At 68.3% G+C, this 14,346-nt stretch carries 12 protein-coding genes; 7 read left to right on the top strand and 5 right to left on the bottom strand.

Annotated features, from left to right (window positions below; all coding sequences use genetic code 11):
- Positions 1-145: 145 nt before the first annotated feature.
- Positions 146-1,171, top strand: coding sequence for a hypothetical protein (locus QF046_RS07070; protein WP_307367637.1), 1,026 nt, complete (start codon positions 146-148; stop codon positions 1,169-1,171).
- A 136-nt stretch (positions 1,172-1,307) separates the two neighbouring features.
- Here QF046_RS07070 and QF046_RS07065 read toward each other — a convergent pair whose 3' ends face one another.
- The 3 genes from QF046_RS07065 to lepB form a co-directional block, all read right to left on the bottom strand.
- Complete coding sequence (locus QF046_RS07065) at positions 1,308-3,158, bottom strand: DUF4012 domain-containing protein (RefSeq protein WP_307367635.1); 1,851 nt, start codon at positions 3,156-3,158, stop codon at positions 1,308-1,310.
- Positions 3,159-3,204: 46 nt separating this feature from the next.
- Complete coding sequence (locus QF046_RS07060; protein WP_307367633.1) at positions 3,205-4,695, bottom strand: sugar transferase; 1,491 nt, start codon at positions 4,693-4,695, stop codon at positions 3,205-3,207.
- A 252-nt stretch (positions 4,696-4,947) separates the two neighbouring features.
- Entirely contained in the window at positions 4,948-5,658 is a 711-nt protein-coding gene (lepB, locus tag QF046_RS07055; protein ID WP_307367631.1) for a signal peptidase I, read from the bottom strand.
- Positions 5,659-5,802: 144 nt separating this feature from the next.
- Here lepB and QF046_RS07050 point away from each other — a divergent pair, with 144 nt between their 5' ends.
- Genes QF046_RS07050 through QF046_RS07040 form a run of 3 tightly spaced genes read left to right on the top strand, consistent with a single transcriptional unit; the run spans position 5,803 to position 8,788 of the window.
- The gene (locus QF046_RS07050; RefSeq protein ID WP_307367629.1) at positions 5,803-7,305 is read left to right on the top strand and encodes a polysaccharide biosynthesis tyrosine autokinase; all 1,503 of its coding nucleotides are present in this window, start codon (positions 5,803-5,805) and stop codon (positions 7,303-7,305) included.
- Positions 7,302-8,381: a hypothetical protein gene (locus tag QF046_RS07045; RefSeq protein WP_307367627.1), complete on the top strand. Its 1,080-nt coding sequence runs from the start codon at positions 7,302-7,304 to the stop codon at positions 8,379-8,381. The genes QF046_RS07050 and QF046_RS07045 overlap by 4 nt, the downstream gene beginning before the upstream one ends.
- A complete protein-coding gene (locus tag QF046_RS07040) occupies positions 8,378-8,788 on the top strand; it encodes a PqqD family protein (RefSeq protein ID WP_307367625.1) in 411 nt (136 codons plus the stop codon). Before QF046_RS07045 ends, QF046_RS07040 begins: the two co-directional genes overlap by 4 nt.
- Here the strand turns inward: QF046_RS07040 and QF046_RS07035 are convergent.
- Complete coding sequence (locus QF046_RS07035) at positions 8,710-9,363, bottom strand: low molecular weight phosphatase family protein (protein WP_307367623.1); 654 nt, start codon at positions 9,361-9,363, stop codon at positions 8,710-8,712. The two genes, QF046_RS07040 and QF046_RS07035, sit on opposite strands and share 79 nt — an antisense overlap.
- 230 nt (positions 9,364-9,593) lie before the next feature.
- On the opposite strand from QF046_RS07035, the gene coaA reads away from it, so the two are divergent.
- The 3 genes from coaA (at position 9,594) to glmS (ending at position 13,201) form a co-directional block, all read left to right on the top strand.
- Positions 9,594-10,544 (top strand): type I pantothenate kinase, encoded by a 951-nt coding sequence (gene coaA, locus QF046_RS07030; RefSeq protein WP_307372767.1) that lies wholly within the window; start codon positions 9,594-9,596, stop codon positions 10,542-10,544.
- 146 nt (positions 10,545-10,690) lie between these two features.
- Positions 10,691-11,302, top strand: coding sequence for a hypothetical protein (locus QF046_RS07025; protein ID WP_307367620.1), 612 nt, complete (start codon positions 10,691-10,693; stop codon positions 11,300-11,302).
- A 51-nt stretch (positions 11,303-11,353) separates the two neighbouring features.
- Positions 11,354-13,201 (top strand): glutamine--fructose-6-phosphate transaminase (isomerizing), encoded by a 1,848-nt coding sequence (gene glmS, locus QF046_RS07020; protein WP_307367618.1) that lies wholly within the window; start codon positions 11,354-11,356, stop codon positions 13,199-13,201.
- Positions 13,202-13,304: 103 nt separating this feature from the next.
- Here the strand turns inward: glmS and QF046_RS07015 are convergent, their stop codons facing one another.
- A complete protein-coding gene (locus tag QF046_RS07015; protein ID WP_307367616.1) occupies positions 13,305-14,138 on the bottom strand; it encodes an endonuclease domain-containing protein in 834 nt (277 codons plus the stop codon).
- Positions 14,139-14,346 lie beyond the last annotated feature (208 nt).

Genomic DNA, 14,346 nt, shown 5'->3' with positions numbered 1-14,346 from the left:
CTACGCGCGCTTGCTTGGTGGGTCGCGGATTGCTTGGTGGCCCGCGGTTGGTGTGACTGTTCTCCACAATCGGCGACTTTCGGGGAGATCGCAGAAATGCTGTGGACAACTCGCAGGCGGACCCAGTGGTGGGCAGTGTGGATCCATGTCATCCGAACGCCCCGCGGCCAAGCACAAGATCACGCTCGCACAGGCCCGCGACCTGCTGCGCACCACTGCCGACCTGCGGGAGACGGGCCTCGACGACCGCGACATCCGGGCACAGCGCGCGAACGGTGATCTCCATCGCGTTCGTCGGGGACACTTCGTCGACAAGGCGGAGTGGGACAGCCTGTGGTCGGAGGGGCGCCACCTGCTGCACGTCCTGGCCGTCGTGGCGGATGCGGATGCGCCTCCGGTGCTGTCGGGAGTGTCCGCCGCAGCCGTTCACGGGCTGCCGCTGTACCAGCTGTCGCCGGAACGAGTGCACGTCATCGTTGCGACTCCCGGGCATGCGGGCAGCGTTCGTGACCTGCTGCGCCACGAGGTCGCTCTGCCGGATGCCGACATCGTCGAGCTCGACGGGTTGCGCGTCACGAGTGCCGCGCGGACGGTGCTAGACGTCATCCGGACCACCAGAGTCGAGGCGGCGCAGAGCGTTGCGGATGCTGCACTGCGCGCCGTCAGCGTGCGACACCAGCGCGCCGATCCGGACCTGGTCGAGTTGTGGCGGGATGACATGGAGCGCCGTCTCGCTCATCTCACCGGCGCGCGTGGTGTGCGCCGGGCGCGGGAGGTGATCGCGTTCGCCGATGGCCGCGCGCAACTGCCAGGGGAGAGCGTGAGCAGGCTGAGACTGCGGGAGATGGGCTTCAGGAGCGTCGATCTTCAGGTGCCCGTCCGGTCACCACACGGTTCGGACTGGTTCGTCGATTTCGGTCTGGATGACATCAACGCATTCGGCGAGTATGACGGCGAGGGCAAGTACACGGATCCCGAGCTGCGCGGCGAGCGGGACATCGAAGACGCGGTGCTCGATGAGAAGCAGCGTGAGGATTGGATCCGTGGGCGCACAGGGCGGCCGATGCTGCGCTGGGGCGGCACCCACATCGGCACACTCCGCACGTTCGCGACCCGCCTCGCGGCGTTCCACGTGCCCGTCACCAACGGCTACCGCCTAGCCCGCCGATGACCGCCCGCGCCGCGCGCCTCCATCGCCGAGCCACCAAGCAATCCGCGACCCACCAAGCAATTCCGCGCAGATTGCGTGGTGGGTCGGCGATTGCTTGGTGGCTCGGCGGAAAAAGGGGGGGAGAGAGGTGCGAGCGCTACTTGCAGCCGGGGGTGTCCAGCGTGACGGGTGTCGCGCGGACCATGGGCGTGTGGCGCACGTCGAGCGGGCCGTACTCGCCCTTCGGTGCATCGAACACCACCGACACGGTGTGCTTCGAACCCGGGTCGCTGTACACCGGCACCTTGACCGCCGGGCGACCGAGGTGCTGGAACACCTTCTTGTCCGACGACGCGCCGTTCACGGTCACCGTGGCCTTCGTCGCCCCGACCGGCCCGTAGATCACCAGGTCGGTGGCGATCTTGCCCTTCGTGAAGTACTTCGCCGGCGCGATGGAACGCGGCAGGTTGGGCGCCTGCTCGGGCGTGACGGTGTTGGTCAGGGTCGCGGCGACAGTGAAAGTCGGCGCATCGGGTGCGGTGCACTGGGTGGACGACGCCGCCAGGTCGAGCTGAAGGTAGTAGTCCAGCTTGCTCTGCGTGAAGTCGTTCACGTAGGCACCCACAGTGGTCAGGTCCTTGTTCGACGTCGGCAGCTTGCCCGACAGCTTGGATTCGCCGACGAGCTTCGCCTCGGCCTCGGTGGCGGGCTGATACATCAGCCGACCCTCGTCGACCGCCTGGGTGAGGCTCTCGATCAGCTGCTTCGGGTTCGCGGCGCCCGAGGTGATCACGTCGAAGACCGAGCGGGCGGATGCCGCGAAGATCGCGTCCTGCACGACGGGCTCGTACTTCCAGTACACCTCGTTCAGCAGGAACGGCACGGCGTTCTCGGCGGTCAGCTTCAGCGGCTTGTCGAGGATGCGGACTTCGTGTCCCTTGATCTCCACCGGGTCGTTCGGCACGGTGGCAGGGCCCGTCGCCTTCAGCAGGTAGCTCAGCGCGACCGGGTCGAACGAGACGACCGCGTCGATCGGGGTGTCGAACTCCTCGGCCCACCACGCGCGCACGATGCCCGCGGTCTCGGTGAAGTCCGGGCTCAGCGAGGCATCCGAGATCCAGCGCCCGATCTTGTCGCCGTACAGCGCCACCGTCTGAGGGTCGAGCTGGGTGACCGGCTTCGGCCGGGCGTTCTTGAAGTCACCACTGGCGGCCTGCTGCCCGATGCTGATCTTGCCCTTGTCGACGTCGATCATCACGAGCGCAGCGGGGTTGCCTCCGGTCCCGCGCGACTCGGCGTTGTTCTGGAACATCATCAGGTAGTGCCGCGGCTTCTCCGCGCCCAGCGCCTCCGGCAGCACACCCAGGATCTCCTGAGCCGGGCCCAGCATCGGCTTGAGCTCATCGACCGCGCCGGTCAGTTTGGCCAGCGCCCCGTCGACCTGATCGATCAGGCCGTCGCGATCGATGGAGTCCAGGTCCTTCGACGCCTTGTTCACCGCCGTGTCGGCCTGGTTGACGACCTTCTGCATCCCGGCGATGGCGGCGATGTCGATCGCGCCGTCCTTGGGCTTCAGCGCATCCAGTGACAGACCGGTCGCGGGGGTGAGCGCATCGCGCACCAGGTCATCCGTCACCGACGCCGCCGTGCGCACGGCGTACAGGTTGGGGCCGGCCACGGGCACCCATTCGATGCTCTTCCAGAGTCGGCCGTTCGTCTGCGCACGCGCCTTCGCGGTCAGCGAGGCCAGCTTCGCCGTTGTGGCCTTGGCGCCCTCATTGTCTCCGGCGAGCACCTGATCGGCGGCCTTCGAGGCCAGCGGCATCGCCTGCTCGAGCGAGGTCTTGGCCGACATCGCCTGGTCGTAGACGCGCTTGCCGACGACAGCGCCGACAACCAGCACCGCGATGAGCACCAGGATGATGCCGATCGGAATCCAGAAGCGGAAGCTGCGCAGCAGGGGTCGGCGCTGCGTGATCTCATCGCGGCGCTCGGCTCGGGTCGTCATGGATCCCATCGTAGATTCACCGTGCAGGGCGAATGATGTGAGCGGGTCAGTACGCGCCCTGGCGCTGCACCACCGCGCGCAGTGTGCGCCAGATGATCACCAGGTCGTTCGCCAGCGACCAGTTCTCCACGTAGTAGAGATCCAGGCGCAGGCTGTCTTCCCAGGACAGGTTCGAGCGGCCGCTGACCTGCCACAGACCCGTGATGCCCGGCTTCACGAGCAGGCGGCGCTGAGCCGACCTCTCGTACGCCTCCACCTCGCTGAGCAGCGGCGGGCGCGGTCCGACCAGCGACATCTCGCCACGGAGCACATTGAGCAACTGCGGCAGTTCGTCCAGGCTCGTCCGGCGAAGGATGCGCCCGAGTCGAGTGACTCGGGGATCCTCACGCATCTTGAACAGCAGACCGCTGCCGTCGGAGCCTGCCAGCAGCTCAGGAAGCCTGTCCTCGGCGTCGACGACCATCGAACGGAACTTGAACATGCGGAACTGCCGCCCGTCCAGGCCCACGCGATGCTGACGGAACAGCGCCGGGCCGCCGTCGGTGCGCACCATCGTCGCCAGTACCAGCAGCACCGGGCTGAGCAGCGCAAGACCCAGCGAGGCGACCACGATGTCGAACGCACGCTTGGTCACGTACCGCGCGCCGGTGAATTCGGCGGAATCGACGTGGATGAGTGAGAGCCCCGCGATCGGACGGGTGTGGATGCGAGGACCGGCCACATCGGTCAGCGCGGCCGCGACCACCAGGTCGACGTTGCGCGACTGCAGATCCCAGCTGAACTGGCGCAGCTTGGCGGGGGAGATCAGGTCGGAGCCGCAGTAGACCACGGTGTCCGCCCCCGCGAACTCGACACCGCCGATCACGTCGTCGAGGTTCCCGATCAGCGGCACCCCCGTGGTCAGCATCCCGTCCGACCGCTCGGTGATGGCGCCGGTGACGACCATCCCCCCAGCGCGATCGCGCATCAGTTCGCGAGCGATGTGCAGCGACTTCGCATACTCGCCGACGAGCACCGTGCGCGCCAGGTACCGGCCCTGCGTGCGCTGCCGGCCGAGCCACTGGCGCCAGGCCCAGCGGCTGGCGACGAGCATGACGATGCCGGCCGGCATCGCGACCAGCAGGTACCCGCGAGCGACATCGATGTGCAGCAGGAATGCGGCGATCGCCAGCAATCCGAAGACGCGGATGCTGGCATCCGCCACCATCCGATACTCGTCCCAGCCTCCGCCGATGTTCTGCGCCGCGCGCGTGCCTCGCATGCGCAGCCCGAGCAGCCACGCGGCGACGACCATCAGCGAGACGGTCGTGTAGGCGACGCCGAAGTCGGCGCCCGAGAGGCCCGAGATCTGCAGATCGGCGCCGGTCTGGCCGAAGCGCAGCAGCTGCGCGCCGAGCACAGCGGCGACGACGATGGCCGTGTCGGTCACCGCGAGCCGGCGTGCATACGACGGCTGCCAGCGTGCCGCGCGCGGGTCAGCAGCGGGCGCGACCTCAGTCGCAATCCTGCGATCGGTTGTCGCAGGCTCGACGGTCACACCGTCGACCGCAACCGTACGCAGACGTCGAATCGTCTTGCTGTGCCGCCCAGGCAGAGCAAGGTCCCCAGATAGTGCCACAACCCCTCCCCAGAGGATCAGCAGTTACCGCATCGTCTCTGCCCCAGCAGAAACGTCGTGCACCCCCGTCCCACACGGCGGCACACTTCTCTCTTCGCCGGATGGCGAAGTCCCGCGCTGAGTCTAACCCGCTCGGGCGCGTCGCGATAGGGCTGTGTCAGACCCGACCGGTCAGAGCCCGCTCCAGCGCGAGATCGGCCACAGGATCACGACGGCCTTGCCGACGATGTCGCTGCGCTTCGCCCACCGCCAGCAGTCCGAGGACGCCTCCGGGATGCGGCATCGCACGGCCGAGTCGGCGGATGCCGAACGGTGGTCGCCCAGCACCAGATAGGAGTCCTCGGGAACCGTGATCTCGGTGAAGCAGCGTGCGGATGCCGGCGTCGTGCCGCAGTTCTGCACGTCACTGAAGGGAAAATCCTCGAAGAGGTACGGCTCGTCGAGGGGGACGCCGTCCACCAGCATCCGCCCGTCGGCGGAGCAGCACGACACCGTCTGGCCGGGCCCGGCGATCACCCTCTTGATCAGTGTGTGCGCGCCAGAGGGGCCGAAGCCGGTGACCTCGCCCAGCCAGCGCAGCGCGGCCTTCACCGGGCCGTCGTCGGCCGCACCGGTCTCACCCCAGGTCTCATCGCCGTCGAACACGACCACATCGCCCGTGGCGGGCTGCGCGCCGAGGTACGCGAGCCGGTTCACCAGCACGCGGTCACCGGGCTCCAGGGTCTGCTCCATCGACCCCGACGGCACCCAGTACGGCTTGGCGACGAAGGAGAGGAGCAGCCCGACCACGACGAACGCGAGCACGAACTGGAACCCCGCGCTGCCGGTGACGCGACGCAGACGGGAACGCTGCGGTGCGGCATCCGCTGTCTCAGCGCTCACGCGTACTCCCCACTCTCGTGCTGTTCCGGCGAGTGCCACACTATCGGCCCGGCCGGGCCGGAATCGGATGCTGTAGTAAGTTCGTGGAATATCGATACGGGGCCACGAGAGTGGGCGTCGCCCCGGGAATCAGAGGGCGATTCAATGGATCTGCGCCATTATCTGCGTATCTTCCGCGCGCATTGGCTCGGCATGGTAGTGATCATCGTCGCCGCGGTGATGATCGCGTTCGGATGGACGGTGCTGCAGCCGCGGGTCTACACCGCCGACGCGACCGCGATCGTGCAGTCCAGGCAGGCCAGCGATGACGCAGGAGCCAAGGTGCTCGGCAACCAGCTCGCCGCGTCGAGCGTGAAGACGTTCGTGAACCTGGGCCAGTCGCGGTTGGTCGCCGAACGCGTGATCGACGAACTGCAGCTCGACACGACCCCGGAGAGTCTGGTCACGCAGGTCGCCGTCACCAACCCCCTCGACACGGTCTCGCTGAAGGTGACGGCCAACGCCGACTCGCCTGAGCACGCCCGGGACCTGGCCGAGGCCTGGGTGCGCGGCATGGCTGCCGAGGTGAACCTGCTCGAGGGCAAGGACGCCGACACCACGGGCGCCGTGTATCTGGCCCCCATCGACTCCGCGCGACTGCCGCAGTCGCCCTCTTCCCCGAACACGCGGCTCGCGCTCGCCATCGGCGCGCTGCTCGGCATCGCGATCGCGTTCGGGTACGCCCTGCTGCGCTACACGCTCGACCGTCGCATCCGCTCCGTCGAATCCGTCGAGCGGGAGACCGGGGTCGCCGTCGTCGGCACGATCCCCGAGGAGAAGACGTTCACCCAGGAGAACCGCCTCGTCCCGTTCGACGGGGGCAATTCGATGGCCAGCGCCAACGCTCACCTCTTCTCCATCGCCGAGGCCATGCGCGAGCTGCGCACCAACATCCAGTTCATGGATGTCGACAATCCGCCGCGGGTGATGGTCGTCACGAGCCCCCTGCCCGGCGACGGCAAGTCGACCACCGCCTCGAACCTCGCCATCACCCTCGCGTCGGGCGGGCAGAAGGTCGCGCTCATCGACGGCGACCTGCGCAGGCCCATGATCGATACGATCTTCGGTCTTCCCAAGGGTGCCGGACTCTCCGACGTCCTGGCAGGACGCGCGGAGCTCGCCGACGTGGCGCACCGGGTCGGCAAGAGCGGCCGACTGCTGGTGATCGGCGCGGGCAAGATCCCACCGAACCCCAGCGAGGTGCTCGGCTCCGCGCGCATGAAGGAGCTTCTGACTGCGATCGCGAAGGAGGCCATCGTGATCGTCGACGCCCCGCCGCTGGTGCCGGTGACCGACGCCGCCGTGCTCGCGCATCACACCGACGGCGCCATCATCGTGGCATCCGTCGGCAAGACGACCTTCGAGGTGCTCGGCAAGGCGCTCGGCAACCTGGACCGTGCGGGCGCCCGCGCGCTGGGAATCGTGCTGAACCGTGTGCCGCGTCGAGGCAGCGGCGCGGCCTATTACGGTTACCAGTACCACGGCGACTACTACCGCGCCGAGGAGGAAGAGGACGAGGCCACCGAGTTCGCACCTGTGCTGGACGCACTGCCCACGGACTCCGTGTCGGAGCCGGGGCCGCGGCGCAGCACGCACCGAGCGTCGTGACGGAGTCCTTCGACGTCGATGCGCTCGGGCTGCGTGTGCGGATCGAGTTCGCCGACGACCTCGACGAGGCCCAGCGCGCGGAGGCCGTGGCGGCCTGGTCCGGAGCACTGAGCGGATCCGGCAGCTTTGGAGCGGATGACTTCGGTGCGGATGCCGAGCGCAGCTGCACTCTGCGCGCAGGCGACGACTTCGCCGCAGCGATGGAGCGCCTCACCGTCGAGGTGACACTCATCGCCCTGGACGCGCTGCGCGGGCGCTCGCTCATGTTCCATGCGGCCGGGGTCGCCGACGAGCGCGGACGCGTCGCGGCATTCGTCGGACCGTCGGGCCGCGGCAAGACGACACTGAGCCGGATGCTGGGAGCCCGATTCGGCTATGTCTCCGACGAGACGATCGCCGTCGAGCCGGACCGTTCGGTGCACGCGTACCGCAAGCCGCTCTCCGTGGTCCGCGAGGGCGCACCGAAGCAGCAGGTGGCGCCCGTCGACGCCGGGCTGCGCGACCTGCCCGCCGTGCCGCTGACGCTGCACGCGCTCGCGCTGCTCGATCGCGACGCGTCATTGGACGCCCCGCGGTTCGAACCGATCTCCCTTGCTGCGGCACTGCCCGAACTCGTGCCGCAGATGAGCTACCTGCGCGACCACGAGCGGCCGCTGCAGGCGATCGCCGAACTCGCCGACGCGGTCGGTGGGGTGCGCATCCTGCGCTATCCCGACGCGTCCACGGTGCCCGCGCTGCTGCCGGCGCTGCTGGATGCGCCGTCCACGGCGTCGACCTGGGACCCGGTGGAGGATGCCGTGCAGTCCGGGCCGTTCCACTCGGACGACGTGCAGGACGCCATCCTGACCGACGGGTACGCCGTGGTCATGGCGGGGGCGCAGGTGCAGGTGCTCGACGGCATCGCGCCGACGATCTGGCTCGCCGCTCGCGCCGGGCACGATCTCGACGGCATCGTCTCCGTCGTCGAAGCGCAGTTCGGTGCGCCGCCCGAGGGACAGGCCCGCGACATCGTCGCCGACGCTCTCGACGAGCTGATCGCGGCAGACCTGCTGGGCCGGCGCGGAGACGCGTCATGAGCTCCGCCGAGGGCAGCGGTGCTGCGGATCACACGCTGCGGATCGGTGCGGATGTCGCGTGGACGTCGGATGCCGCCCGCGTGGTCGCACTCGATCTCGTCGACCCCGCCGCCACCCCGTTCGCGCTGGAGAACACCGCCGCCGCCGTCTGGGAGCAGATCGCCGAGGCCGAGGAGATCACCCTGGAAGCTCTGCTGCAGGAGCTCTACGACACGTTCGACGGCGATCGGACACTCATCCGCGCCGACGTCGAGCGGCTGATCGAGGATCTCCTCGCACGGAACCTGCTCGTGCAGAGCGAACCGGCGGGAGCCGAGGTCTGGTCCGGTCAGTGCTGCAGGGCCAGGCACACGACGCGCTCCACCTGCGCGAGCGGAGGCAGCATCTGGGACGCCGACTGCTCGTAGACCTCGGTCGACTGACGATACGGATCGATGACGTCCTCGTCGCCGCCGGCGCGCGGCGCCACCCCGCGCTGATCGGCGATGGCCTGCACCAGCGTGTTGAGCCGGGTGCGCGGGTTTCCGGAGACGCGGATGATGCTTCGCAGCACCCCGTCATCGAGGGATGCGGCGAGGCGGGCGAACTCCCGCACGGTGAAGGTGCGATGCAGTCGGCGCGGCGAGATCTGCACGGCCGCCGTGCTGTGCTGCGCAGTCATCGTGAGCACCAGGTCGGCGTCATCCATGAGCTGCTCGTTCAGCAGGCGGGCGCGGTGGCCGGCGGCGCGCTGCAGGGGCACGCCGTTGCGCTCGGCGAGCTCGCGGGCCTCCGACGGCATCCCGTGCCCGACGAGCGCCTGCGTGCCCGCGCTGTGCACGCGGAGATCGAGGCCTGCCAGCCGGGTGGCGAGCACCGTCTCGGCCAGCGGTGACCGGCAGATGTTGCCCGTGCAGACGGTGAGGATGTTGGGCTGCGCGTCCGGCAGGTCCTCGTGAGTGCTCGCGAACAGCGCCGCCAGTGAGAACTCGGAATCTGCCATGGTCGTCTCCGGCGGTGTCGGCGGCCGACTGTCGGAGATGAGAGCAGGCTGCGGCGGTTCGGGGGTCGCACTCAGCAGACGACGCTCGCGACGTGTTCGTGCCACGGGTGCGTCGATTCCACTGCCTGGCCTCCCCAGAAGGCCGCGATCCTCAGATCGATGCATGGTGACAGCCTATGACCTCCTGCGCCGCGACGGCGAGGGCATCCGTTTCTCGCATGCCGGATACGATGTACCCCGTGACCGCCGCCACCAACCTGCCGCTGTCTCCATACCGCGAGATCGACCGCGCCGACTGGGCGCGTCTGTCGGCGGGCCTGGACCAGCCGCTCAGTGAGACCGAGATCGTCGGCATCCGCGGCATCGGCGACCGACTCAATCTCGACGAGGTGCGCGAGGTGTACATGCCGCTCAGCCGCCTGCTGAGCCTGTACGCATCGTCGATCCGGCGCCTGGGGGCCGCGACCAGCCAGTTCCTGCAGGAAGACGATTCCACGACGCCGTTCATCGTGGGCGTCGCGGGATCCGTCGCCGTCGGCAAGTCGACCATCGCGCGTCTGCTGCGCGAGCTGATGAGCCGCTGGCCCGACACCCCGCGCGTCGAGCTCGTGACCACCGACGGATTCCTGTACCCGAACGCCGAGCTCGAACGGCGCGGACTGATGGATCGCAAGGGCTTCCCGGAATCGTACGATCGTCGCGCGCTGATCTCGTTCCTCACCGAGGTGAAGAGCGGCGCTGCCGAGGTGCGCGCACCGTTCTACTCGCACATGCGGTACGACATCGTCCCCGACGCGCACGTGGTCGTCCGCCGGCCCGACGTCGTGATCGTCGAGGGGCTGAACGTGCTGCAGCCGCCGCCCGCGCCCAACGACGTCGCTGTCGGCGATCTGTTCGACTTCTCGATCTTCGTCGATGCCGACACCCGCAACATCGAGCGCTGGTACATCGACCGCTTCCTCGCCCTGCGACAGGGCGCGTTCAGCAACCCGTCGTCGTACTTCAACGTGTTCGCGCACCTCACCGACGACGAGGCGGTGACCACCGCGCTGGGCTACTGGAACGAGATCAACATGCCCAACCTCGTCGAGAACGTGATGCCCACCAAGCACCGCGCGACGCTCGTGCTGCGCAAGGGCGCCGACCACGCCGTGGAGAGCGTGCAGCTGCGCAAGGTCTGATCGCGTCTCCCCAGAACTGTCACCGTTCGTTGATTCGGCGTCACCCGCAGGTGATTCCGGAGGCAGTGAGCCGTCCCTAGCGTGAGAAGCCGTGTGTCGATGCTTCGTCTGTCGAGGCTCGAAGCACCGCGACAGGGGGAGGCATCATGGCCGAAGACAGTGGAACCGGTATCCGTCGCCGAACGCTCATGAGGACGTCGGCCTGGGCGGTCCCGGTGATCGCAGCCGCGGCGTCCGCGCCGCTCGCAGCCGCGAGCCAGACCGGACCGACCGCTCTACTGCAGTTGCGTGCGGGATGCGTCGCATTCGACGACACGACGTACTACGGCGCAGGATTCCAGCTGCAGAACATCGGCAGCGTGCCGTTCAGCGGGCACATCAACCTCCAGGAGTTCCTGGACATCGATACGAGCCTGCTGGTCGGCAACATCCCGTACGCGTTCACCCTGAGCCGCCATCGATTCACGCTCGGCACTCTGGTTCCGCTCACCTGGAACTTCCCGGGGAACAGGTACCGCGGGAATCGGTTCTCGAATTTCCGGGGAACGTTGGAGCCCGGGCAGCGCATCGGCACCGGCAGCCGGTTCGCCTGGACCGAAGAGGCCGAGGTCAGCGATCAGCCCGCGGGCTGGCTCGATCTTCTGACGCACCAGGTCATGGTGCGCAGCATCACGCCCGACAGCGGGGAGGTCTCGGGGGTCGTGGTCGATGCTCCCGAGACTTTCACGTGGGGAGCCGCCGCCACGACCTGCGGGTGAAACCAGGTTCGTACGGCGTCCTCGCAAACTACGCCCATTATTCTTGAGACCATGTGTGGAATCGTCGGATACGTGGGCCCTCGCCCGAGCCAGGACATCCTTCTCGCCGGGCTCGCCCGTCTCGAGTATCGCGGTTATGACTCCGCAGGAGTCGCCGTCATCGACGAGAGCGGAAGCCTCGGGATGCGCAAGAAGGCCGGCAAGCTCGCCGTACTGCGCGACTCGCTGGCCGATGCCGCCCTCCCGGACGGCACGACGGGCATCGGGCACACCCGGTGGGCCACGCACGGCGGACCGACCGACGTCAACGCGCACCCGCACCTGGCCGATGACGACAAGCTCGCCGTCATCCACAACGGCATCATCGAGAACTTCGCCGCGCTCCGTGACGAGCTGACCGCCGAGGGCGTCACCTTCCTCAGCGAGACCGACACCGAGGTGGCCGCCGCGCTCCTCGGCCGCGAGTACCGGGCATCCGGTGACCTGCAGCAGGCGTTCCGCGCCGTCGTGAACCGCCTCGAGGGCGCCTTCACGCTGCTCGCCATGCACGAGAGCCAGCCCGGCCTCGTCGTCGGCGCCCGCCGCAACTCGCCGCTCGTGATCGGCCTCGGCGAGGGCGAGAACTTCCTCGGCTCCGACGTCGCCGCGTTCGTCGAGTACACCCGCAACGCGCTCGCGATCGGGCAGGACCAGATCGTCGCGATCACCCCCGCCGAGGTCACCGTCACCGACTTCGAGGGCAACCCGGTCGAGGCGCAGCCGTTCGAGGTGTCCTGGGACGCCGCCGCCGCCGAGAAGGGCGGCTGGCCGTCGTTCATGGCCAAGGAGGTCGCCGAGCAGCCCGAGGCCGTCGCGAACACCATCCGCGGCCGCATCCACGAGGGTCAGGTCGTCATCCCCGAGCTGGACGGACTCGACGAGCTGTTCGTCGGCATCAACCGCGTCATCATCACCGCCTGCGGAACCGCCTCGTACGCGGCGCTGGTCGGCAAGTACGCGATCGAGCAGTGGGCGCGCGTCGCGACCGACGTCGAACTCGCGCACGAGTTCCGCTACCGCGACCCGGTGATCGGCGACGACACCCTGGTCGTCTCGATCAGCCAGTCCGGCGAGACCATGGACACCCTGATGGCCGTCAAGTACGCCCGTGAGCGCGGCGCGCGCACCCTGTCGATCTGCAACACCCAGGGTGCGACGATCCCGCGCGAATCGGATGCCGTCGTCTACACGCACGCCGGACCCGAGGTCGCCGTGGCGTCGACCAAGGCGTTCTCCGCGCAGATCACCGCCCTGCTGCTGCTGGGACTGCACATGGGCCGGGTGCGCGGCACCCTGGCATCCGATGCTCTGGACGCCGCAGCCGAACTCCAGGCTCTGCCGGAGAAGGTCGCGCACGTCCTCGCTGAGGAGAAGGATCACGTCGAGCAGCTGGCCGGCTGGATGGCCGACACCCGCTCGGTCTTGTTCCTCGGTCGCCACGTGGGCTACCCGATCGCGCTCGAGGGTGCGCTCAAGCTCAAGGAGATCTCGTACATCCACGCCGAGGGCTTCGCCGCCGGTGAGCTCAAGCACGGCCCGATCGCGCTCATCGAGCCCGGTCAGCCGGTGTTCGTGCTCGTGCCGTCGCCGCGCCACTCCGCGCTGATCCATTCCAAGGTCGTCTCGAACATCCAGGAGATCCGCGCCCGCGGTGCCCGCGTGATCGTCGTGGCCGAAGAGGGCGACGCGGCCGTGCTGCCCTACGCGGACGAGGTCATCCGCATCCCGCTCGCCTCGCCGCTGTTCGAGCCGATCCTCGCGGTCGTGCCGCTGCAGATCTTCGCCATGGCGCTCGCCACGGCCAAGGGCCTGGACGTCGACCAGCCCCGCAACCTGGCCAAGAGCGTGACGGTGGAGTAATTCCCCGCCGACACCTGTCGGCTCAGACGACGGATGTCGGCTCAGAACTGCGGTTTGAGCCGACATCCGTCGTTTCGGCTGACAGGTGAGGCGCTCGGCAGGCTCAGTCGCCGATTCGGGCCAGCGCCGGCAGGATGGCCTCCACGACCGTGTCCCAGTTGTAGATGACTTGGGAATAGTCGAAGCGGAGCGTCTCGTATCCCCGGGCGGATGCTGCTGCATCCCGCACCAGATCGTTGTGACGGCGTTCGGCGGCGGCATGGTTCTCTCGTCCGTCGACCTCGATGATCAGGCGTCCGCCCGCGACGAAGTCGACCCGCCCGACGCTGTCGATTTCCACTTGGCAGTCCAGGCTGATGCCGAGCAGGTGCAGTCGAAAGCGCAGCAGCGATTCCAGCCCGCTCTGCGAATCGGATCGCGCGAGATCCAGCATCCAGGCGGCCTTCCTGGGAAGTTCGGCTCTGATTCTGCGGCGATCGGATGCCGTGATGAGTCGCCAGTTCCACGCGGATTCGTATGCGGCGAAGAACGCCTCTTCGCTGAGACATCGGTAGGCGTGGATCAGCGCGGTCGCCACGGAGGCATAGCCGACCTGAGCGGTGCCCGCGGAACGGTGAGAGGTGCATGCGCATCCGGAGTGCGGATGCCGTCGGCCGGCTCTGCCCAGCCAGACATGGACCTCGTCATCGGCATCCGGAAGGATCCAGACCTGCCGTGCCCGCAGGGCATCCGCGCAGGTCAGCTCGCCGCCGTGAGCTGCGGCGGTCCTGACCTTGCTGTCCAGGGACGGCAGAGCGAAGACGCCTGGACGCACACGGCGGATCAGGCCCTGATGCACTGCTGACGCAAGACGATCGCGCGTGCATCCGTACCGCTGCAGATATGTGCCGCGGGCGATGCCGCCGAACCGCGTGAGGAGTTCTGTCGGTGTGAGCATGCTCCGAGCATCCTGCTGCGGGCGGGGACGGGAGCGGCCGCAACCCAGGAACTGTGGACAAGTCGCGGGGTGGGTGAATTGTGCAGGAGGTATCTCGCCGACGGATGTCGGCTCAAACGACGGATGTCGGCGCAGGTCGGCCGTTTCCGCCGACATCCGTCTTCTGAGCCGACAGGTGTGGGGGCGGATGTCGGACCGACAGCTGGCT

This window comes from Microbacterium sp. W4I4, from assembly GCF_030816235.1.
Classification (GTDB): Bacteria; Actinomycetota; Actinomycetes; order Actinomycetales; family Microbacteriaceae; genus Microbacterium.
Note: the sequence above shows the minus strand (reverse complement) of the source record. Positions and strands in the feature narration are given on the sequence as shown.

Bases quoted from the DNA above. Each gene is read 5' to 3' on its own strand.
- QF046_RS07065 (WP_307367635.1), bottom strand. From the start codon at position 3,158: ATGACGACCCGAGCCGAGCGCCGCGATGAGATCACGCAGCGCCGACCC.
- coaA (WP_307372767.1), top strand. From the start codon at position 9,594: ATGTACCCCGTGACCGCCGCCACCAACCTGCCGCTGTCTCCATACCGC.
- QF046_RS07050 (WP_307367629.1), top strand. From the start codon at position 5,803: ATGGATCTGCGCCATTATCTGCGTATCTTCCGCGCGCATTGGCTCGGC.
- QF046_RS07035 (WP_307367623.1), bottom strand. From the start codon at position 9,363: ATGGCAGATTCCGAGTTCTCACTGGCGGCGCTGTTCGCGAGCACTCAC.
- QF046_RS07070 (WP_307367637.1), top strand. From the start codon at position 146: ATGTCATCCGAACGCCCCGCGGCCAAGCACAAGATCACGCTCGCACAG.
- QF046_RS07040 (WP_307367625.1), top strand. From the start codon at position 8,378: ATGAGCTCCGCCGAGGGCAGCGGTGCTGCGGATCACACGCTGCGGATC.
- glmS (WP_307367618.1), top strand. From the start codon at position 11,354: ATGTGTGGAATCGTCGGATACGTGGGCCCTCGCCCGAGCCAGGACATC.
- QF046_RS07015 (WP_307367616.1), bottom strand. From the start codon at position 14,138: ATGCTCACACCGACAGAACTCCTCACGCGGTTCGGCGGCATCGCCCGC.
- QF046_RS07025 (WP_307367620.1), top strand. From the start codon at position 10,691: ATGGCCGAAGACAGTGGAACCGGTATCCGTCGCCGAACGCTCATGAGG.